The sequence below is a fragment of the Pseudoalteromonas sp. 0303 genome (assembly GCF_013349995.1).
In the GTDB taxonomy this organism is placed as follows: Bacteria; Pseudomonadota; Gammaproteobacteria; order Enterobacterales; family Alteromonadaceae; genus Pseudoalteromonas.
This window is the reverse complement of the sequence record NZ_JABVXF010000005.1, coordinates 53,244-74,634: the sequence shown is the minus strand read 5'-3', so window position 1 is coordinate 74,634 and position 21,391 is coordinate 53,244. Positions and strand designations below refer to the sequence as shown.

Annotated in this window: 16 protein-coding genes; 9 read left to right on the top strand and 7 right to left on the bottom strand. The window is 40.9% G+C overall.

Going from position 1 to position 21,391, the window contains the following annotated elements:
• Window positions 1-13: 13 nt before the first annotated feature.
• Window positions 14-1,510: an arylsulfatase gene (locus HUS62_RS05300; protein WP_175078789.1), complete on the bottom strand. Its 1,497-nt coding sequence runs from the start codon at window positions 1,508-1,510 to the stop codon at window positions 14-16.
• Window positions 1,511-1,899: 389 nt separating this feature from the next.
• Here HUS62_RS05300 and HUS62_RS05295 point away from each other — a divergent pair, with 389 nt between their 5' ends.
• The 3 genes from HUS62_RS05295 to HUS62_RS05285 all read left to right on the top strand — a co-directional run bounded on the left by HUS62_RS05295 (window position 1,900) and on the right by HUS62_RS05285 (window position 4,472).
• Complete coding sequence (locus HUS62_RS05295; RefSeq protein WP_175078788.1) at window positions 1,900-2,691, top strand: hypothetical protein; 792 nt, start codon at window positions 1,900-1,902, stop codon at window positions 2,689-2,691.
• 38 nt (window positions 2,692-2,729) lie between these two features.
• Window positions 2,730-3,899: a BamA/TamA family outer membrane protein gene (locus HUS62_RS05290; RefSeq protein ID WP_175078787.1), complete on the top strand. Its 1,170-nt coding sequence runs from the start codon at window positions 2,730-2,732 to the stop codon at window positions 3,897-3,899.
• Window positions 3,900-4,010: 111 nt separating this feature from the next.
• Window positions 4,011-4,472 (top strand): hypothetical protein, encoded by a 462-nt coding sequence (locus HUS62_RS05285; RefSeq protein ID WP_175078786.1) that lies wholly within the window; start codon window positions 4,011-4,013, stop codon window positions 4,470-4,472.
• 898 nt (window positions 4,473-5,370) lie between these two features.
• On the opposite strand, the gene HUS62_RS05280 is transcribed toward HUS62_RS05285, so the two are convergent.
• The gene (locus tag HUS62_RS05280; protein WP_063701273.1) at window positions 5,371-6,891 is read right to left on the bottom strand and encodes an aldehyde dehydrogenase family protein; all 1,521 of its coding nucleotides are present in this window, start codon (window positions 6,889-6,891) and stop codon (window positions 5,371-5,373) included.
• A 177-nt stretch (window positions 6,892-7,068) separates the two neighbouring features.
• Between HUS62_RS05280 and HUS62_RS05275 the strand changes: the two genes are divergently transcribed.
• Entirely contained in the window at window positions 7,069-7,977 is a 909-nt protein-coding gene (locus tag HUS62_RS05275; RefSeq protein ID WP_054562517.1) for an AraC family transcriptional regulator, read from the top strand.
• Here HUS62_RS05275 and HUS62_RS05270 read toward each other — a convergent pair.
• Window positions 7,967-8,638 (bottom strand): YoaK family protein, encoded by a 672-nt coding sequence (locus tag HUS62_RS05270; protein WP_175078785.1) that lies wholly within the window; start codon window positions 8,636-8,638, stop codon window positions 7,967-7,969. The two genes, HUS62_RS05275 and HUS62_RS05270, sit on opposite strands and share 11 nt — an antisense overlap.
• 129 nt (window positions 8,639-8,767) lie before the next feature.
• Here HUS62_RS05270 and HUS62_RS05265 point away from each other — a divergent pair, with 129 nt between their 5' ends.
• The gene (locus HUS62_RS05265; protein WP_175078784.1) at window positions 8,768-9,799 is read left to right on the top strand and encodes a LacI family DNA-binding transcriptional regulator; all 1,032 of its coding nucleotides are present in this window, start codon (window positions 8,768-8,770) and stop codon (window positions 9,797-9,799) included.
• On the opposite strand, the gene gtfA is transcribed toward HUS62_RS05265, so the two are convergent.
• A complete protein-coding gene (gtfA, locus tag HUS62_RS05260) occupies window positions 9,796-11,268 on the bottom strand; it encodes a sucrose phosphorylase (RefSeq protein ID WP_175078783.1) in 1,473 nt (490 codons plus the stop codon). The two genes, HUS62_RS05265 and gtfA, sit on opposite strands and share 4 nt — an antisense overlap.
• Before the next feature lie 138 nt (window positions 11,269-11,406).
• On the opposite strand from gtfA, the gene HUS62_RS05255 reads away from it, so the two are divergent.
• The 3 genes from HUS62_RS05255 (at window position 11,407) to HUS62_RS05245 (ending at window position 16,453) form a co-directional block, all read left to right on the top strand.
• On the top strand, window positions 11,407-12,627 hold the full coding sequence (locus HUS62_RS05255; protein WP_175078782.1) for a sugar MFS transporter: 1,221 nt from the start codon (window positions 11,407-11,409) through the stop codon (window positions 12,625-12,627).
• A 152-nt stretch (window positions 12,628-12,779) separates the two neighbouring features.
• On the top strand, window positions 12,780-15,179 hold the full coding sequence (locus HUS62_RS05250) for a TonB-dependent siderophore receptor (RefSeq protein ID WP_175078781.1): 2,400 nt from the start codon (window positions 12,780-12,782) through the stop codon (window positions 15,177-15,179).
• Between the two features lie 188 nt (window positions 15,180-15,367).
• A complete protein-coding gene (locus HUS62_RS05245) occupies window positions 15,368-16,453 on the top strand; it encodes a methyl-accepting chemotaxis protein (RefSeq protein ID WP_175078780.1) in 1,086 nt (361 codons plus the stop codon).
• Window positions 16,454-16,516: 63 nt separating this feature from the next.
• Here HUS62_RS05245 and HUS62_RS05240 read toward each other — a convergent pair whose 3' ends face one another.
• Complete coding sequence (locus HUS62_RS05240; RefSeq protein ID WP_282658444.1) at window positions 16,517-17,728, bottom strand: sugar efflux transporter; 1,212 nt, start codon at window positions 17,726-17,728, stop codon at window positions 16,517-16,519.
• A gap of 364 nt (window positions 17,729-18,092) precedes the next feature.
• On the opposite strand from HUS62_RS05240, the gene HUS62_RS05235 reads away from it, so the two are divergent.
• On the top strand, window positions 18,093-18,479 hold the full coding sequence (locus HUS62_RS05235) for a hypothetical protein (RefSeq protein ID WP_175078779.1): 387 nt from the start codon (window positions 18,093-18,095) through the stop codon (window positions 18,477-18,479).
• Window positions 18,480-18,562: 83 nt separating this feature from the next.
• On the opposite strand, the gene HUS62_RS05230 is transcribed toward HUS62_RS05235, so the two are convergent.
• Together HUS62_RS05230 and HUS62_RS05225 are read right to left on the bottom strand one after the other, a co-directional pair.
• Window positions 18,563-20,071, bottom strand: coding sequence for a trehalase family glycosidase (locus tag HUS62_RS05230; protein WP_175078778.1), 1,509 nt, complete (start codon window positions 20,069-20,071; stop codon window positions 18,563-18,565).
• Between the two features lie 9 nt (window positions 20,072-20,080).
• Window positions 20,081-21,331, bottom strand: coding sequence for a sugar MFS transporter (locus HUS62_RS05225; protein WP_175078777.1), 1,251 nt, complete (start codon window positions 21,329-21,331; stop codon window positions 20,081-20,083).
• Window positions 21,332-21,391: the final 60 nt, after the last annotated feature.

Sequence of the window (21,391 nt, the reverse complement as noted above, 5' to 3'; positions counted from 1 at the left end):
TTATGGTTAGTAATTAATGACCATAGTTTAGTGATTTTGCTTTTTCGATTGCTTCATTCACGTTAAGAGACGCAGACTCTTGACGCGGTGGGAACTCTACAAAAGATTGTACATGTTCGTTTAACTTAGCAATGATTGGCTGTAGCAACCAACTCTTACGCATGATTTGGTGGAAACCTGTTACTCCATCATAGTGCTCTAATGGATCTTTACGTAAGTTAAATAGTTTAGGCATGCTGTGAGTTACCATGTCTTCGTAATATAAACCATTTGGTTTAGTTGCAAAGTGCATTTTCCAAGGGCCAAAACGAACTGCTGTAAGCTGAGACTCATAGTAATAGAAGAAATAATTACGTGCAGACTTATCCGCTTTACCAGTCCAATAAGCTAGGTTGTTTTCACCATCAATATACACTTTGTCTGACTTTTTAAGCTTTTCTCGTAAGTTCTTTTCACCTAGTGCAGCAGCAACAGTTGGGAAAACATCTTCATGTGAAGAAATACCATTTAGCTTTAGGCCTTTAGGTATTTTGTTTGGCCAACGAACTAAGAAAGGCACACGCACGCCCCCTTCCCAGGTTGTCATTTTTTCACCGCGGAATTCAGTTGTGCCTGCATCTGGCCAGCTTGATTGCTCAGGGCCATTATCACTGGTGTAAATAACAATTGTGTTATCGGCAATTTTTAGCTCATCAAGTTTATCAAGCAGCTTGCCAACATGGCCATCATGTTCAATCAGGCCACTACCAAATACGTCTTCTTCAGAGCTAATACCCGTCGCTAAATTACGGCTTTCTGGTTTTAAGTGTGTGTAAACGTGCATACGACTAGACGCATGCCAAATAAAGAATGGCTTTTTCGCCTTAACTGCACGTTCCATAAAGTTAAGTGAGCGCTCTAACACTTCTTCGTCAAAGGTTTCCATACGTTTGCGAGTAAGCGGGCCTGTATCGATAATTTTGCCATTGGCGTAAGATTCGATAACACCACGTGGACCAAACTTTTTCACAAACTCAGGATCTTTTGGGTAATCCGCTTGTTCAGGTTCTTCGGATACATTGAGGTGATACAAGTTACCGTAAAATTCATCAAAGCCATGCTTTGTTGGTAAGTGCTCATCTAAATCACCTAAGTGGTTTTTACCAAATTGCGCAGTCATATAACCGCGATCTTTTAAAAATTCAGCTAAGGTAGGATCGGCTTCTTTAATACCGAGAGGGTTACCCGGTTGGCCTACCGTTGTTAGGCCTGTTCGAATTGGTAATTGCCCCATTAAAAACGCAGCACGACCCGCTGTACAACTTGGTTGTGCATAGTGATCTGTAAACAATGCACCTTCGTTAGCAATGCGATCAATATTAGGGGTTGGGTAGGTCATACCGTGCGAGTATGCACTGAGTGAGATTGGCGCAACGTCATCAACCATAATGGCTAATACGTTCGGTTTATCTGCAGCAAGGCTTACCGTTGAAACTAAGCCACAAATAGCCGCCGCTATTAGTTTTTTCATAAATCATCCCTTTTCATTAATAATACTTTTTACTCTAGATGAGCAGCTTTTAGTATAGATTAAAAAACAAACCAGTCTAGTCTCTAAAAGCGGCAAAAGCGATTTAAATCAAATTTCCACAAAAATCACGCATTTTCATTAACCAGTTGATAAATTAATATAAATTGTTACTAAAGTGCTTTTTGAGAGCTTCGTTGTATTTGCTGAGGCTTGTTCGATTTTTGTTCTCGCATTTGTCACTATTTTTATGCTATTTTTATTTTAGAAAAGAATAAATTGATGCCTCTTTAGAGGCTGAAGTCGAGAATTTATTAAGCTAAAAGTATCTAATTTCAACTTATATAAACTAAAAAACATTTATTTTTCAACCTTTTGTGTAAGGAAAACACATGACTTCTCTTCGATTCCCCTCTTTACTAGCGCTTATGATTGCAGCCTCGAGCCATGCGGCTGAGCAAAAAGAAGTACAAGACATGTCAGACCCTCTGGCCGTTTATACTCAAGTAGGTGTTGGCGCTACAAATAAAGGGCTCAATTTCAAAGTGGGCCAAGCATACGATACGGGCATAGCAACAACTGCCGGCATGAATGTGATTGAAGTAAAAGGCATATATGGCGATGCGCTAGGCTGGGAGAGCGATAGCAAAACGACGGATTCAATTGACTCATTTCGCTTTCGAAACTTCTCTGTTGATTTAAGCACTATGAGTGCAACGCAGATTGATGCTAACTATAACCTAAATGCCAACCTTGTCGCTGACGAAAGTATGGATGTTTCGTATAGCTTTATAAAAGCTTTAAAACCTATGGGGCGTTTTACGTTTTACCCGTTAGCTGGGGTGGGGGCGTCGCTCGGTGAAAATACCCTAGAAGATGACGGCACTCGTGACAGCGGTTATTCCATTATGGGTGCTTATGGTTTAATAGGTATGTACGCGAAAATAACCATTAACGATAAAATTTGGCTTAACTACAATCCATTTTGGCTAACAACTATCGGCGGCAGCGATAACTATAAAGACCACTACTATGGTCTAAACCAAAGCCATATTTTGACTCATGAATTTGCAGCAAGTTACCAAATTAACCCGCGTATGAATCTACGCTATTTCGCAAACTGGAATGAAAACGTTGATTTTATGGATGGCGATCATCGTCTCGAATTTAATTATCAGCTATAAAATTTGAAGTAACACGAAACAACAAGGTAAGGGATTAAGTGAAAAAAGTTGTACTAGTAAATATACTTACAGCAAGTTTGCTAAGCACACCAAGCTTTTCATCAAGTTATGATGAATATGCAATAAAACCTGCAGAGCAGCAATTAAGTAATCAACAACAAAAAGTTGATGAACCTATTTCATTTTTACCCATACCGACTTTTATTACAGAGCCAGCTGTAGGGCCAGGCCTTGGTGTTGTTGGCCTTTTTTTTCATGATAACGAAGAGAAAGCCAAAAAGAAGAAAAAAGAAGGCTCAACCCTACCACAAAGTATTAGCTTGGTGGGCCTAATGGGCACTAAAAATGGCACCAAAGGCGGTGCTGTTGGCCACATTACCTTTTGGGATGAAGACCGTATTCGCTATCAAGGGATTGTTGGCTGGGCGAGTATAAATCTTGATTTTTATACCTTCGACGAGATCAAGCTACTCACACCATTATCGTTGAATATTGAAGGCCCAGCGGTGTTTCAAAACCTTAAGTTACGCTATGACGACAGTAACTTCTTTTACGGCTTTAAACAGATTTATCGTAAAGTTGAAATAAGCTTAGCTGAAAACCCTATCGAAGATTTTCTGCTCGAAAACAATATTATCAAAGAGCACCTTTCACTTGATGTAAATACGTCAGGTATTGGCCCATTAATAGAATACGATAGCCGAGATAACCCCCTTAACCCTGAGCGGGGCTTTAATTATAAGGCCGAATATTTATATTATGATGAGGCTATTGGCAGTAAAGTTGATTACACGAGCTTAAAGCTTACCGCCTTAAATTACTGGCGTTACACCGATAAATTCAACTTTGCTCTGCGCATGCAGTATGACTCAGTTAACAACCGTGGTGAAAAACGCTTACCGGTATATATTCCGCCAAGTATTAGTCTTCGCGGTGTGTCTGCAACTCGCTATCAAGGCCTTGATGTATTTGTTACCGAAGCAGAAGCGAGCTATAAAATCACTCATAAAATAAAGCTCAATGTGTTTACTGGCATGGGCTGGGCGGCCGATAACTTTTCTGACTTATCAAAAGCCGAAACCATAGATACTGTGGGTGCAGGCTTTCGCTATTTAATTGATGAACATTACGGTATTAGCATTGGCTTAGATGTAGCCCATGGCCCTGAACAGAATGCAATTTACATTCAAGCGGGTTCTACTTGGTAATCGAAGCTAATACTTTTGTCAGCATCTTAACAATCAGTTAAACCTAAAGGTTGAATTAATTTATTTCATTGCTATTATCAATAGCTAAATAAATATTCAAGGATTGAACGGATGCATAAAAAAGTATCAACCAACCATTATCCATTCAAAGACTTTAAACCCCATGGGCTTGTCGAGTTTTATCAACGTGAACATGTGCTTTTAACTACTGCTACGGGTCCTTTCAACGAAGAGATTATTGACGCACACTCTTTTATGCAAAAAGATTACATCAACAAGCTCAGCACTGATTATGGTCAGTGGTTTGAGTTGGTTGAGTTTGAAAACTCATGCATGGCAACACCAGGAGCACTTGAAAAACTAATGGTGTATTTTTCTGAGCTTCGACGTAAAGGTATTGCGCCGGCCAAAACAGCCTTAGTCATAAAAGAAGGGCTTGAAGGCGGTAGCTTGTTGAGTGATACCTACTGCAATTTGTATAAACGAGCTGGCATGGTAATGAGTGTATTTAAGTCAAAAACAGCGGCTCTAAACTGGTTAACAGAAGAGCCTGCTACAGAATTAGCTTGTTAATACAATTTAATTTAAAAAGGTGTTGCTCTTCTTCACGCAAGGCCAACACTTCAACTCCCCTCAGGGGTCTACCAAACTCTTTGCTAAAGATACTACTTAATTACAACTCGGCTATACAAGCACTGGCACACTATCCTGGCACAACCACATAAACAGGTCTAGTAAACTGACTGGCGTTTTTTGACAAGTTCAGAGCTGTAAAGATGAGTGATGAGTGATAAGTAAAGCGTCAAGCGTTTCATAAAAATCCATTTTAAATAGTTATTATGTTTAAAAAGCACCCTATTTAATCACTAAGGCATTGTTGTGGCAATAAAAAGCACTTCACATGCTAATAGATTAAAAAAATTCATCTATCAGGTTTATTTTAATCGTTTGTCGGTTTAGAAGGATTACTCTAAAGTTAACCCATCAGCGCTTTTAAGCTAAACAGCTTCACACCATTGAGAGTGTTTGCGCTAACCGAATTGTTGTCACAAAAAGTCTAGCTTGTGTGTTCTCTGGGCTTTTTATATACCGAGTTACTGCACACGCGGTAACTCAACCAAATTGTTGTCAAAAGCTTAGCTTGTGTGTTCTCTAAGCTTTTTTATTCCGAGTCATTGCACTTGCGGTGGCTCAACCAAATTGTTGTCAAAAGCTTAGTTTGTGTGTTCTCTAAGCTTTTTTATTCCGAGTTACTGCAAACGCGGTGACTCAACCAAATTGTTGTCAAAAGCTTAGTTTGTGTGTTCTCTAAGCTTTTTTATTCCGAGTCACTGCACGCGCGGTGACTCAACCAAATTGTTGTCGAAAAGCCTGGCTTGTGTGTTCGCCGGGCTTTTTTATGCCCGCTATAAAATAAAAACGCCACTAGATGTGGCGTTTGGGTAGTTTCGACAACAATAAGAAATTGCTTTTAAAAGAAGCCCAGTGGATTCTCACTGTAACTTACTAATAGGTTTTTAGTTTGTTGGTAATGATCAAGGGCGAGTTTATGTGTTTCGCGGCCTATGCCTGACTTTTTATAGCCGCCAAACGCTGCGTGTGCTGGGTACATATGATAGCAGTTGGTCCAAACACGACCCGCTTCAATCTTACGACCAAAGTGATAAGCACGGTTCATATTTCGACTCCACACACCTGCTCCTAAGCCAAACTCAGAGCTATTAGCAAGGGCTAACGCTTCGTCTTCATCTTTAAAAGTCGACATTGAAATAACCGGGCCAAAAATCTCTTCTTGGAACACACGCATGTCGTTAGTGCCTTTTAACAGTGTTGGTTGAATGTAGTAACCGCCGTTAAACTCATCAGACAGTTGTTCGACTTCGCCGCCTGCAAGCACTTCGGCCCCTTCTTGTTTACCAATTTCGATGTAACTTAGGATCTTATCAAACTGAGCTTGTGATGCTTGAGCACCCACCATGGTTTCGGTATCAAGTGGATTACCCCGTTTAATTTGTAGCGTTCGGGCAAGAACACGCTCAATAAATTGCTCGTAAATATCTTCTTGAATAAATAAACGCGATGGGCACGTACACACTTCACCTTGGTTAAAGTACGCAAGTACAGCCCCTTCAATCGCCTTACTCAAAAACTCATCGTCTTTTTCCATTACATCGTTAAAGAAGATATTTGGCGATTTACCACCTAGCTCAACCGTCGAAGGAATAATATTATCAGCAGCGCATTTTAAGATATGTGAACCCACTGGCGTTGAACCTGTAAAGGCAATCTTCGCAATTCGAGTACTGGTTGCCAGCGCTTCACCCGCTTCTTTACCGTAGCCGTTTACCACATTTAGAACACCTGCAGGCAATAAGTCACCAATCACTTCAAGTAGCACTAATATTGATGCTGGCGTTTGTTCAGCTGGTTTTAAAACAATACAGTTACCCGCAGCAAGGGCTGGTGCAAGTTTCCATGCAGCCATCAACAATGGAAAGTTCCAAGGAATAATTTGCCCTACTACACCTAGTGGCTCATGAAAATGATAGGCCACCGTGGTTTCGTCTATCTCACCGATTGAACCTTCTTGCGCGCGCACACAACCTGCGAAATAGCGAAAGTGATCAGCCGCGAGTGGCACATCTGCCGCAAGTGTTTCACGAATTGCTTTACCGTTATCCCAGGTTTCGGCCACTGCCAGCATTTCTAGGTTTTGTTCAATACGATCGGCAATTTTTAATAAGATATTGCTACGCTCGGTGACCGACGTTGTTCCCCATGCCGCTTTTGCATCGTGGGCTTTATCAAGTGCCAGTTCGATATCTTCTTTTGATGAACGAGGTACTTTACAAAACACTTTACCGTTTACTGGGCTGATGTTTTCAAAGTATTCTCCTTTTACAGGGGCAACCCATTGGCCACCAATATAATTCTCATACTGCGCTTTAAAGTTAACTTTTGCGCCTTCACTACCTGGATTTGCATAAATCATAATGTGTTCTCTCTTCAAATTGTTGTGTTTTATTTAGCATTGACTAAATCATGCGGTAGGTTATTGTTTAATGAACCGCTAACAATTGAAGTTAGCTCAGTTACTGAAAACACACTTGATTCCTAGTCCAGACTTTTTGACTATTTGTCCAGAATTTAGGACGACAGCGAGGCAACAATGAACACATCAGTTAGCAATAGAAGTTTAGATAAAAAACGACAACGTATTGATGTGCTTATTGAAAATAAAGTCAGTTTTGCGGGCGAACATGCCGAATTAAGTATTTACGACACCTATTTAGATGCCCAAAAAGTGGCGTTACATTCCACTGAATTATTATTTTGCGGCATGATCAGCGGTAAAAAAATCATGCATGTCGCCGACAGTGATTATCATGAAGAGTTTTTACCAAACCAGTCATTTGTACTTGCCCCAGAGCAAGGGGTGCTAATCGATTTTCCCAATGCATCTCTCAATCAGCCAACAACCTGTTTAGCGATTGAAATCAGTACCGATAAAATAAGCCAAGTAGTTGATGCTCTTAATTTTAACCAGCAAATTACCCAGGATGACTTTTTCCAATATCAAGCCAAGTTAGTGCACGCCCAGCATAATCCGCAAACTCAACAACTGCTGGAGCGAATGATCACTCTATTTAGCGAAAATGAGCAACACCGCGATTACTTAATTGATTTATCACTTAATGAACTCATAACCCGTCTGTTACAGCAGCAAAGTCGAGACTTAATGATAGCAAGTTGTAAGCAAGGCAAGCTCGCAACCCCATTAAGCCATGTAGTAAGCTATATAGAACAGCATCTTGCTGAGAATATTGATATTGATGTGTTATGTAAGATAGCCTGTATGAGCCGCAGTAAATTTTATCAGCAATTTAAGTTAGCCTTTGGTGTTACGCCCGCTCTTTGGCAACAACAATTACGCTTACAAAAAGCGTATAAACTGCTCGAAAAAGGGGAGGCGATTAGCCAAGTTTGTTACCAATTAGGCTTTAATAACCCAAGCCATTTTAGCCGTGTGTTTAAACAAGCCTTTGGCGCAACACCTAAAAGTATCGCTAACCATTAAGTTCTGGATTGCGATGAGAATAAACACGATAGGTCAAGGCAAGTAAAATACAAATAGCACTAGGCACATAAAGCGCCGCAAAGCTCATTTTTGCAAATAACCATGCCCCTGCTAAGCCGCCAAGAATAAACCCTAAAATGATTAGGCCGAACAGTTTAGCCTTACGTTTATCAAGCGCCTCGCCACGTAAAACCCGACCAAACATAATACCTAAATCAGTAAAGATACCCGTTACATGGGTGGTACGAACAATTGCACCACTGTAAGTTGTTGCTAAGGCGTTTTGTAAACCACATGCCGCAGAGGCCAAAAAGTGCCCGTAACCCGAGCCATTAAACAATAACCAAAGTGCGCCCAGTAAAAGCCCTGCTTCAATCAATAATGCCGTGTCGTAATGACGACCTAGTTTAAGTGCTGAACTATGCAGTAAAAAGCCAGCAATACCAGACCCAACTAAAAATGACAGTAATACGCCTAATAAATGCAAAGCATCAAGGCTATTGCCATGTATAAGATCTGCGCCAAGCAAGGTTGCAGTTCCTGATAAATGCGATACAGCTTGATGCTCAAAGCTTAGTAAACCAACTGCATTCACACACCCAGCCACCAGCGCTAAAATAAATGCGCCAATCTCAACCCATTTTGGTAACTTAGAAATCACTCGCTATTCGCCTTTTTCTCACACTCGTACTCATTCTTTTATGGTACGCCTATTTTTATGACTAAAAACACTTTTTTTCGACTCTTTATATGGTAATTTACCATTAAGTAAATCGATTAAGAACCTACAATGACAAAGCCAAAAAGTTGGACGCTGAAAAGTATTGCCCAAGAGTTAGGCGTTTCAAATGCCACCGTATCAAATGCGTTTAACCGCCCTGATCAATTATCGAAAGCACGCCGCGAAGAAATTTTGGCGGCCTGTAAAAAGCTCGGCTATTTTGGCCCAAACAAGGCGGCGCAATCATTACGCCGAGGCACCTTTAATATTGTTGCTTTAGTATTGCCAGACAGCGTTGAATATATGGTATCAGATCCGGTTGCTAGCAGCTTTATGCGCGGTGTATCGGCGGTGCTCGAAAAAAATGGCATTAATCTTTTATTATTTTCAGGTAACAACGATAACCTAAATAGCGTAGTCGATTTTGTTGATGGCTTTATTTGTTATGGTCGCCCTCGTAATAAACAACTTGTTGAACAGTTAAAACAGGTTGCCAAGCATGTTGTCACGGTTGATTTTAACATCGGTCGTGATGCCTCTGTAAACGTAAATAACCAACAAGCCAGTTTCGATATTGCCAAACATGCACTACAAAAAAATGATGATCGGGTTGCTATTTTAGGCCTGCGCTTACTCGATAACGACGTATTATGCCGAGTATACGAACATCATGAGTTTGAAGCCGGTCAGTCGATTGCTCATCAACGACTGCGCGGTTATCATCAAGCAATCAGCGATGCTGGCATCACCCTGGGTGAAGATAGAACATGGAATATTCCAGAAAGCAGTGAACGCTTTGCAAGCATAGCCGCCAAAGAAGCGCTTAGCAGCACACCAAGACCAAACGTGTTGTTGTGTATGAGTGATTTAATTGCCCTTGCCGCCATGCGCGAAGCATTAAAAATGGGATTATCGATTCCTGAAGATGTCAGAATTGTTGGTTTTGATGGCATAAATGAAGGCCAACGATTTGTGCCAAAACTCACAACGGTCCATCAAAATAGCGAAGAAAAAGGCCGCATTGCTGCGACCTTGTTTCTATCGAAAGAGCAGCAAACAGCCGAAATCGACTATCAACTGCAATTGGGTCAAAGTAGTTAAGCTAAAAAGTCAGCCAAATCAACAATGCTTTGTTCGCCGTCTCGGTGATCGACAATGATCACTTCACGGCTAGCGAAGTCAACTTTTAACTCGATTGAGCTGGTATCATCATGCCAGCTTAAACGACACACACTGCCTTCACCTTTCGCAATAAACTCACCGTTAAATGCTGGATGCTCATTACGTAATTGAATCAGCTTGATTAAACCTTTCACCACAGGTTTAGCAAGCGCAGCATCAATGTCTTGCGCATTTAAGTAAGGGCGATTGATATCACGACCTACATTGGTGCGAGCCAATAATTCCATATCGTTTTCACAAGCGAACAGGCCACCATAATAAACTTGTGGAATACCTGGCGCGAAGAACTGTATTGCACGCGCTAATAAGTAATCAAAGTCATCTGCACCCAAGGCATTGTAGTATGTGCAGTTAACTTGATATAAATCGACATTACTTGCTGCTGCACCAGTTGCTAGGCGGCTTTGCCCTTCACTCTTTTCATGAATGGTTTCAACCAAGTTATCAATTTCTGCTGCATTTAATAAACCCGGTTTATCACCCATTGGGCCTGCGTCAATGATGCCAATGCCATCATGGGTATCGAGAACCGTTAAACAGTTACGCGGCGAAATGGTTAGCCAATTCAGTAAAGCTTGCGCATCATTGCTAAACAAGCTGTGTAAAATAAGTGGTGGTAAAGCAAAGTCATAAACCATATTTACACGCTTTGCGACTTCAACCTGAGTTTGAAAATGGCTATGGATCTCAGCAATGGTTTCCATACCCGCTTCATTTGCTTGCGCCGAAAGCTTATTTAAATACTCAAACGTTTCGTCCAACATAAAGCAATTTGTGCCAGCTTCTTTAATCGCATAGCCTGCTGCATCTAAACGAATAATGTTGACATTATTATCAGCAAATTTGCCAAGCACCGTATTTAAATACTCGATACCCGCCGTTGATTTCACATTAATATCAATTTGGTTATCGGTAAATGTGGTCCAAAAATCATAGGTTTTGCCATCACCACACGCAATAGGTGTAAAGCAGCTACCCGGACGCGGACGGTAAATCGCTTGTTGCTCAGCCCCTGACATGCCATTTGGGAATACATCGTCTTTAGTTAAAAATAAATCCCAAAATTCAGATTGCTTGCCTTTCGCAAGTACATCTTTAAATTGGAAAGATTGTGCTGAAACATGGTTAACAATTAAATCAGCCATAAGGTCATAGTTTGCACCAAGCACGTTAATATCGTCCCAGCTACCAAGGCGCGAGTCTACTTCACTATGATCAATAGGATCAAAGCCAGCATCACTGCCATCAATCGGATTATAAAATGGCAACAAATGTACACCTGCAAACACATTGTTAAGTGGGCCATTTAATAAATTACTTAATTCATCAATACCTTGACCGGTAATACGGTCTGCGTAGGTGATTAATTGCACTTTATTGTTGATCATAATTGTTAATACCAAGTTGAAACTTAATCGATTAAGATATATCTTTAACCACGACAGCAAATTATTCAAGCAGTTTTTATAGTTTTTATACACTAATATACATAGTAAAGGCGCAGACCTTTCGGTGGGGATACAATAATGAATAGAACACACGATCCTTTGCAAACCATTAGATGGCTGACATACATGATGTTTTTTATGTTTGCGATGACCTCTGATGCGGTTGGTATGATCATTCCTGAGCTTATCGAAGAATTTAATTTAAGCATGACCCAAGCCAGTGCTTTCCATTATGCACCTATGGCACTTATTGCTTTTAGTGGCCTGTTTTTAGGTTTTTTGGCCGACAGTTTTGGGCGCAAACAAACCATCATGCTGGGGCTCGGCATATTCACCATTTGTTGTTTTCTGTTCGCCGTTAGCAGTAGTTTTAGCATATTTGTAGTGTTACTTAGCTGTATTGGCCTTGCTATTGGTTTATTCAAAACAGGTGCTTTGGCGCTGTTAGGTGATATTTCTAAAAACAATTTAGAACACACAAAAACCATGAATTTGGTCGAAGGCTTCTTTGGTGTTGGCGCCATTGTAGGCCCTGCCCTTGTCAGCTTTTTAATCACCCAAAAGGTAAGCTGGACCTACCTTTACGTTATTGCTGGGGTTTTATGTTTAATTTTAACCTTAATTGCTTGGCGTGCGGATTATCCAAAACCTAAAAAGCTTGAAGAACACGCCAAACCGGCCTCTCTTGCAACCACCATGAGTATGATGAAAAACCCTTACGCACTTGGCTTTTCTTTAGCGATTGCCCTTTATGTTGCAACCGAAGTGGCTATTTATGTGTGGATGCCTACTCTACTTGGCGATTACAACGGCCCTTGGCAATTACTGGCAACCTATGCACTAACCTTATTTTTCATTTTACGCGCTGCTGGTCGTTTCTTAGCGGTGTGGCTGCTGAATCACTTCAGTTGGCAAGCAGCGATGCTGTATTTAAGCTTAGGAATTGCACTGTGTTATTTAGGCTTAATCTTCGGCGGCGTTGATTGGGCGGTATTCTTACTCCCTTTATCTGGGCTATTCATGTCGATGATCTACCCAACTTTAAACTCAAAAGGTATTTCTTGCTTTGCGGTACAACAGCACGGTGCAGTTGCTGGGGTTATTTTGTTTTTTACTGCCCTTTCTGCGGCAGCAGGCCCATTATTAATGGGTGTGATCAGTGACTACTTTGGCCACATTCGTTACGGCTTTTATCTCGCAACAGGTTTCGCATGTTTACTGTTTTTAGCCATGCTATATAACTACTTATGTAACCCTGCTGAACAAGCTTTAGCGCAGCACAGTGCATTAAGCCACTAAATAAAAATCGTTAAAAATCAATTATCGAACATAAATCGTGCAAGTTTTTCGCTAAAAAGACTTGCACTGTGTAAAATTATTGTTACCTTTACTTAATCGATTAAGATAGCAATTTAGACAACAAACCATCTGGGATTGAGACGAGGCACATTATGACAACACACAAACATGCCCTTTACACATTAAGCGCGCTTGCATTAGCAGTAAGCCAAAACTTACACGCCGAAGAGCAAGCACAACCTGAGGCTAAAAAAAGCGGTCTTGAAACAATCGTTGTAACCGGTGTACCACGCCGTACAACCATCATGGCATCAAGCTCATCGGTTAGCAGTGTTACATTAGCTGAAATTGAAGTATCAACACCTCGTTCTACTGCAGAAGCATTTAGAACAATCCCGGGTGTTCGTTCAGAATCAACTGGTGGTGAAGGTAACGCAAATATCGCGGTACGTGGTTTACCGGTTGCATCGGGCGGTGCTAAATTCTTGCAACTACAAGAAGATGGCTTACCAGTTATGCAATTTGGCGATATTGCCTTTGGTAACGCAGACATTTTCATGCGCTTAGATTCAACAGTGCAAAGTGTTGAATCAATCCGTGGTGGCTCAGCATCAACAGCAGCAAGTGATGCCCCAGGTGGTATCATCAACTTTATTTCAAAAACGGGTGAGAACGAATCAGGCAGTGTATCGACCACCGTAGGCCTTGATTATGATTCAATTCGTACAGACTTTGAGTATGGTACGTATTTAAACGACAGTGTGCGCTATCACATTGGTGGCTTCGTTCGCCAAGGTGAAGGTCCACGTGAAACCGGTTATACATCAAATAAAGGTGGCCAAATTAAGGCAAACTTAACTAAAGAATTTGATGCTGGTTATGTTCGCGTTTACTTTAAACACCTCGATGATAAGAGCGTAGGTTACCTACCTATGCCTATGTACTCAGATGGCGATTCAATCCCAGGTTTCGATGCACAATCAGATACGCCGCATTCAGCGCTTTTCACACAAACTCTGCGTTTAAATGGTGATAACCAAATCAGCACAGGCGATATGACCGACGGTATGAACCCAGTTGTTACCTCAGTGGGTTTTGAAGCTGCATTTGATTTAGAAAACGACTGGCGCATCGAAAACCGCTTTAGAACATCATCAGTAAGCGGTAACTTTATTTCTCTTATTCCAGCTGAAGTTGCAAGCGCAAGCTCTATTGCTTCTAGTATTGCTGGTGATGGTGCATCGCTTGTTTATGCAAATGGTGGTTCAGCAGGCGAAGCCTATGGCGATGACGATTTAGCAATGCGTATTCATACATTTGATGTAACGCTAAACGACATGGGTTCAATTGTTAATGACCTTAAGCTCACTAAGTCGTTTTCTGATGAAACTAGCGTTACCTTTGGTTACTTTGCATCAAGCCAATCGATTGATATGTCGTGGCTTTGGAACTCATATGTTATGGAGCTAAAAGGCGACAACGCTGCATTACTTGACGTTTACGCTGCAAATGGCGACAGCTATTCAGATAATGGCTTGTACGCTTATGGTACACCTTACTGGGGTAACTGCTGTCAGCGTAACTACGACACAGAATACGAAACACGCGCACCTTACATTAACTTAGCCACTAAGTTTGGCGATTTAAGCATTGATGCAAGTGCTCGCTATGATTCAGGTGAAGCACGCGGTAACTACGCAGGTGCCGTAACATCAACAATTGATATGAATGGCGACGGTACTATCTCAATTCCTGAGCAAAGTGTTGTTGGTATTGATAATGCAAACCCAAGCATTGTTAACTACGACTGGCATTACAGCTCATACTCAATTGGTGCAAACTACCAAATTGATCCAAGCTTTGCGACATTTGCCCGCTTAAGTAAAGGCGGCCGCGCAAATGCAGACCGCTTACTATTCGGTAAAGTAGAAGCAGATGGTTCGGTTGCCGAAGCCGATGCAATTGATGAAGTAAACCAATACGAAATCGGTGTGAAAAAACGTTTTGATTCGCTATCAGTATTTGCAACAGCATTCTACGCAGAAACTGAAGAGCAAAACTTCGAAGCAACATCACAAAAATTCTTTGACCGCGAGTACGAAGCAAAAGGTATTGAGGTTGAATCAACCTACTACGTAGGTGATTGGGACTTCCGTGGTAACTTTACTTGGACAGACGCAGAAATTGCTAAAGATGCGTTATCGCCAGAGTTAGTCGGTAATACACCACGTCGTCAAGCTGACCTTATTTACTCACTAATGGCAACTTACAACTTTGATAAAGGTGCTGCTGGTCTAAGCTTTATTGGTACAACAGATGCTTACGCACAAGACAGTAACGACCTTGAGTTTGATGGCTATACACAAGTGAATGGATTTGTAAGTTACAATCTGTCTGAAAACTTAAGTCTATCGCTTAACGTGAACAACCTGTTCGACACCGTAGGTATCACAGAAGCAGAAGAAGGCTCAGTACCAGATAACGACATTATTCGTGCCCGTACTATTAACGGCCGTACAACGTCGCTTACTTTAAAATACTCTTTCTATTAATTACTCTCCTCCCTCGTTTTAGCCCAGTTTTTACTGGGCTTTTTCGGCTTTAATAACCAATTTTTTCTACTACACTTAATCAAATAGTCGTAATTACCACCACTCTAATAAAAAACACTGATAATAAGTTAATACTTTGATCTATAATCAGCATGGTTAGGTATTAACCATATAAATTAGGAACATACATGTTTGTCTCTAGCAAAAGCCACTCTTTACTCCAAGATCAATACAACGCGCTATTAGCTGAAGTTGAGGCACTTAAAGCCGACAATCACGTATTACGTGACGAAAACGAACGCTTAGAAGCAAAATTACATCAGCAAGCTGATGATGCAGACCAACTGTTCCTTGCCAACTTATTGAATAGTTCGATTGAATGTATCACACAAATTGAGGGGGTACGCCAAACTGTACTCGACTCATACCTTGTTATCGAAGAAGAAAGCCAAGTTACTTTACAAATAAGCCAACTATTAAACGACTCAAATAATGCTTTGCAACATATTGTGAGTGAAATGGCGAGTATGGCAGGCAAAATGGGCAGCATGACCAGTAACATTACGGGTCTGTCTGATATGGCCGATAGCATCAACACCTTTGTATCAACCATTTCTAAAATTTCTGATCAAACCAACTTACTTGCGCTAAATGCCGCAATCGAAGCTGCCCGTGCTGGTGAGGCTGGTCGTGGGTTTAGCGTTGTTGCCGACGAAGTTCGTACACTTGCAACCAACACCAATAAATCAGCCCAAGAAGTATCTGATCTAGTCAAAGAGATCATCAATAAAACTGGCGAAACGGTGACCTCGGTTGAAGATATCCAGCAAAATAACACTCAGCTTTCAACAAGTTTTGATACGCTAAACAATGACTATGGTTCAATCATGAGCCACTGTAATTCGATGAAAGAAACCATTATTAATGCAGCCACACGCTCATTTGTGCAAACCGTAAAACTAGATCATATTGTTTGGAAAGGTGAAGTTTACTCAGTTGCCAATGGCACAAGTAATAAGTCGATTGATGACTTTTCAGATCACACCATGTGCCGATTAGGTAAATGGTATAATTCAGAGCAATCAAATGGCTTCAAACAACACAATGCTTATCGTCAATTAGAAGAGCCGCATCGTGAAGTTCATCGCAATGGTGTTGAAGCGTTAGTCATGCTGCAAACTGGCAATAAAGACGCAGCGATTAATCACATTAATAAGATGGAAGCAGCTAGTGAACGAGTTATGCATTTACTGGATCAAATCGCTAATGGCTAATGATTAGTTACTCATAATCAAAAAACCGAGCTCAATGCTCGGTTTTTTATCTATTTAAGCTAGTTATTCAACTAAGCCTTCTTGCAGTACTGGCATAACAGTTTCTTGCTGCTCTTGGCGCTTCACATAGCTAAACAACATTAAGCATCCAAGGGCTAAACTTGCAGCTAGCATAGAGCCAAGGGTTGCAAACCTAAAACTATAAAACTGTGCAACAACCCCTGTTGCCCCTGCCCCGCACATAACACCAAGTTTAATGGCGTTCGTGTAAAACGCAGAGGTAAACCCTATTCGCTCGGGGAGCTGATCTTGTAAGACGGTTAAGCCAATGCCCGCAAAAATACCGTAAAACAGGCCGTTTAAAACTTGCAACGCGATTAAATGCCATACTTGGCTGGCAAAAAACACCCCTAAATAAAATACAATTGCACAACAAAATGCCACTGCAAGCATCGCAACTTTATTGTATTTTTTAGCAAGCTTTGCCCCATACAGCATGATAGGAATTTCTAATAGTGCCACTACCCCCATAAACAGCCCGGGCGTATGTTCAGCAAATCCTAGTTCTGTAATGCTATAAAGCGGCAGTGCCGATGAATACATAATATTGCCCGTTGAACCAAGCATAATAGCTAAACCCAACAACCAAAATGATAAACTCGCTGCGGCTGCAGGCTCTCTGCCATGTTGTGATTTTTTAGCGCTGTAGTCAGGAATAAACTTAAATGCAAAGATAAGTGCAACCAAGGCACACACCGCAGCAAAGTAAAACGAGCGGCTAAACTCGCCTCCAGCGGCTAACAAATAACCAAGCGGCGGGCCGCCGACCCAAGCAAAGGAAATAGCTGCACGTAAACGGGAATTAAAACTGGTAATGTCGATGTTCTGTTGACGCCCCGCCCATTGTCTTGCCACGGTCATCATTTGCGGAATTGCCGCATTGCCCATCGCAAGAAACAACACGCCTGCGAGCAATACTTGCCAAAATGCAGTGGCATTCGCAAAGGTCACTAACGCACACACCATACCTGATACAGCCACCATAAATAACTTTCGCGCACTGGTGCCTTTATCTGCCATGCCACCTAACCACTGACTAATAACTAACCCAGTAATAGTGACCGCCACCATATAAACACCTAAATACACGGGCGGTGTTTGCAGCCCTTCGACAATGAATAAGCTCATCAATGGGTTAACAAATGCCCCCATTAACCCGGTTAGCATACTTAGAAGAATAAAAATTACACCATGCTGTTTCAGCAATGCTTTCACTCACAACCCCACATTAATACGACACGTGAATAGATATTTAAAGGGCGCAAATTATACACAGTTTTAGCGAAAACTTCATTTTGTAATACAAATTAAATTAAGTATACCAATGATAGCTTTAAACTATCACCCGATAGAAACAATCAGTTTTACCAAATAGGCAACATCTTCATATAATGTCTGCAACAAAACGCCAATACCTTGGTGACTTATGAAGAGGTTTATTATGAAATTTAATCGCACCGGCTTGCTTTACTTACGCAATATAAGAAAGCAAAACAATGAGAAGGCACTGAGTTGAACTTTTTACACAATTCTTCATCGAAATAAATACTTATAGCATTCAGTTAATTAAGTTTTATTTATGAAATGGATTACTTTCTCCAAGTGCGCTTATTCTCTTATTGTTTTAGCCGCACTGATTACCCTAGTCATCACAATTGATAATTTTGACAGTTCAAAAAGTCTGCCAATTGGTTTTGTTTTATGGGGTATTTCGCCTTATTTATTAATAGCGTGGATGGTTGAACATAGTAAAACAAGAGTGACACAAATCGCCACGTTTATTGTCACTATAATGTGTGTCTTATTTGGTACTGTGACCTTAGGTTCAATCTATTTTTCTCATGATGCACAATCAGCACTGGTGTTTCTTTTTGCGCCATTATGGCAATGGCTAGGATTATTAATACTTTGTATTCCTCTGTATTTTATGAATAAATATACTAAACAGTCTCAAGAAACGAAATGAATAAAAAGAACACTATAATATTAAGTATGGACTTAGCCACACTTACCAATAGTTTAAAGTTATATAAGAATATCTGACAAAGCTCAAAGTTTGTCATTAAGTAGTTTGTAAAAACGTGATGTTACGCCGTTCGTCCAACCAAACCCTTGTTGTACTGTGTATTCGCCACCACCTGCACGGCTAACTAATTCACACACATTGTACTTTTCAAGGAGACACTTATCCTCTGCAAAGCGCATTTCGATCATACTCACCCAGTTTTTCATGATCGCCTGTGCCTCGCTGACGAAACCATATTCAATTAAACCTTTTACAGCGAACCATTGCAGAGGCGCCCAGCCGTTAGGGCTATCCCATTGCTGTGATGTGCTACACAATGTTGTCACTAAACCACCGGGTTTTAAAAACTCATTCATCAGTTTTCGCTTCACTTGTTGAGCTTGTTGTACAGATGCAGCGCCTACAAACAAAGGAACAGCCATTGCCATCGAATCGACACTGCTTTGCTGATTGAGTCTAATGTTGTAATCACGATAAACACCCGCCTCAGAATTCCAACAATAGGTATTAATTGCATCTAAGCGCAGTGTAGCCAGCTCAGCAATAGAAGCACTCTTTTGTTCTTCACCAAGTAACCGGTAAAATCGAGATAATGTACGCTCTAAGTTATAAAGTAAGCTATTCAAATCTACCGGTATAATATTGGTTGTTTCAATGCTTTTTAAGTCATTATGATCACAAAGCCAACGGCTACTAAAGTCCCAGCCAGATTCGCATGCAGCACGAATATGTTGAAAATAACTTTGTTGCTGCTCAGTTGTTAGCCCTTCAGCGTCATGTAAATCTTCTTTTAATGATTCTGGACGAGGTGTTGCCGCACTATCCCAATAGCGGTTTAAAATAGCCTTATTAGGCATTTTTACAACACGCCTAATAGCAGGCGTTTCAATGCTAAGGTCGTTACAGCCTTGCATCCAAAATTGATACTCAGCTTCAAGTGCTTTTACCGCGTTTGCCAGCCAAGTTAAATCTGCTTCTTGTTTATATTTAGCGTCCCATAGCATCGCTATCATTAACGCCAAAACAGGTGGTTGCGAGCGAGAGCTATAATAAACTCGGTTACCATTTGGAATACAGCCATTACGCTCTTGTAGGTCTATAAAGTTATTAACCATGGCTTCAATGGTGGCTAGGTCGCCACAATCTTCTAGACCCAAGGCTGTAAAATAACTATCCCAATAATAAATTTCTTGAAAACGACCACCCGGTACAATGTAGTCAAACTGCAAGGGCATTAGTGAACTTGCTAAATCAGTATCTGCATTGCGATGCAAATGCGGCCATAAATCAAGAATATACTGTTTAACCGAAGTGGTATCTAATTTCGCAGTCGGAATAGACTGATCAGCAAACACAAAGTTCGACATAACAAATTCACGCAGCGCATCACCTTTTAAAGGGCCTACAAGTTGATATAACTCACAAGTACGTTGCCAAGATAAGTTTGGCACTGCATCGGCAAACATTTTTGAATCAGCAAACACTTCTGCTAGCTGTACGTCTTTAAATAATTGGCTATTAACGAAGTTCATGACAATCCCTTATTCTGCGCTTGAAGCCGCTTGATACTGTGGTTTTAGGGTAATTTTCTTAAAGATTGAAACGGTGATTAATAGCAAGGCTATTGGCACTAATGTGAGATAAAACGCATGCTGACCGCTAAATTTATCGAATACAAAGCCCGTAATAATTGAGCCTGTTGTTCCACCTAATGCTGAAAAAACCACAATTAAACCTGTCATAGCCGCATGCTTGTGTTTAGCAAGTGAACTCAGCATCACAGAGTTAAGTAACGGGTAAATCGGTGCCATAAAAAAGCCAATCAACGGCAGCATGTATGCTGCAAAAGGCACATCAAACACACTTTTCACTTGACTACCATCTACATCGTGAGTCAAAGGCAGCACCAATAATACGAGCACACCCATAGCGACCAAGCAGCCCATTAATAAACTAAACCAACTAATAAACCTAAGTACTTGCCCTGCTACCAAACGACCAAGCGCTAACGCAGCTGCAAACAAACTAGCAAGTTGGATACTGACATCAACAGGCAATTTTAAAACTTGGTTATTAAAGGTCGGTAGCCAAGTGCCCACGCCTTGCTCTATTAGTACATACATAAATGCACTAACAACAAAAATAAGCACCAAGGGTTGGTAAGTCAGCTTTAACATGTCAATAAAATCATGAAGCTGAGATTGCTGATTAGTTTTTAGTTCTGGCGATTTTATTGGTGCCGCAAGCACAGAAACAAACGCCACCGCAACAATCGCTGCAAGCAAGTAATAAACATTCAACCAGTGGCTACTTTGCGGGTCATCAGCGTCTATAAATAACGCAAAAATCCAATAACCCGACAGCACACCTAGCATAAACCCCCCTTCAATGGTGTTTAATAATGCTGAATGTTTATTAGCATTATCAGTCACTTGACCAATAACAGAGTAAACAGAGATTTTCATTACAGCAAAGCTGCAACCAATTGCGGCAAAGAGCGCTTTTAATACCCAAAAGTCGGCAATGCTCGGAACAACCAAGCACATCACTGCAACCAGTAATAAAGCGCCAAGCATGGCAATTTTATAGCCTATACGAGGGATAAATGACGCCACTAAAAATGACACAATGGCAATACTAAGATCCTTAAATCCTTCAAGAACAGACGCCTGAGTTTTGCTTACATCTAAGCTATTGATTGCTTGTAAAATAACAGTGCCCACACTATTAAGCATAATAGCAAAGACAAAATAGCTGCATGCCAGCGCGATAGTTATTCTTATAGGATTCATTCACTTCAACCTATGATTATTTTTATTCAGTCTAGTTTAGCGCAAAACAAAATGCAAACG

What these genes read in the sequence shown, in the direction of transcription:
- HUS62_RS05300 (WP_175078789.1), bottom strand. Translation starts at nt 1,510, where the DNA reads ATGAAAAAACTAATAGCGGCGGCTATTTGTGGCTTAGTTTCAACGGTA.
- HUS62_RS05295 (WP_175078788.1), top strand. Translation starts at nt 1,900, where the DNA reads ATGACTTCTCTTCGATTCCCCTCTTTACTAGCGCTTATGATTGCAGCC.
- HUS62_RS05285 (WP_175078786.1), top strand. Translation starts at nt 4,011, where the DNA reads ATGCATAAAAAAGTATCAACCAACCATTATCCATTCAAAGACTTTAAA.
- HUS62_RS05280 (WP_063701273.1), bottom strand. Translation starts at nt 6,891, where the DNA reads ATGATTTATGCAAATCCAGGTAGTGAAGGCGCAAAAGTTAACTTTAAA.
- HUS62_RS05275 (WP_054562517.1), top strand. Translation starts at nt 7,069, where the DNA reads ATGAACACATCAGTTAGCAATAGAAGTTTAGATAAAAAACGACAACGT.
- HUS62_RS05265 (WP_175078784.1), top strand. Translation starts at nt 8,768, where the DNA reads ATGACAAAGCCAAAAAGTTGGACGCTGAAAAGTATTGCCCAAGAGTTA.
- gtfA (WP_175078783.1), bottom strand. Translation starts at nt 11,268, where the DNA reads ATGATCAACAATAAAGTGCAATTAATCACCTACGCAGACCGTATTACC.
- HUS62_RS05255 (WP_175078782.1), top strand. Translation starts at nt 11,407, where the DNA reads ATGAATAGAACACACGATCCTTTGCAAACCATTAGATGGCTGACATAC.
- HUS62_RS05250 (WP_175078781.1), top strand. Translation starts at nt 12,780, where the DNA reads ATGACAACACACAAACATGCCCTTTACACATTAAGCGCGCTTGCATTA.
- HUS62_RS05245 (WP_175078780.1), top strand. Translation starts at nt 15,368, where the DNA reads ATGTTTGTCTCTAGCAAAAGCCACTCTTTACTCCAAGATCAATACAAC.
- HUS62_RS05235 (WP_175078779.1), top strand. Translation starts at nt 18,093, where the DNA reads ATGAAATGGATTACTTTCTCCAAGTGCGCTTATTCTCTTATTGTTTTA.
- HUS62_RS05230 (WP_175078778.1), bottom strand. Translation starts at nt 20,071, where the DNA reads ATGAACTTCGTTAATAGCCAATTATTTAAAGACGTACAGCTAGCAGAA.
- HUS62_RS05225 (WP_175078777.1), bottom strand. Translation starts at nt 21,331, where the DNA reads ATGAATCCTATAAGAATAACTATCGCGCTGGCATGCAGCTATTTTGTC.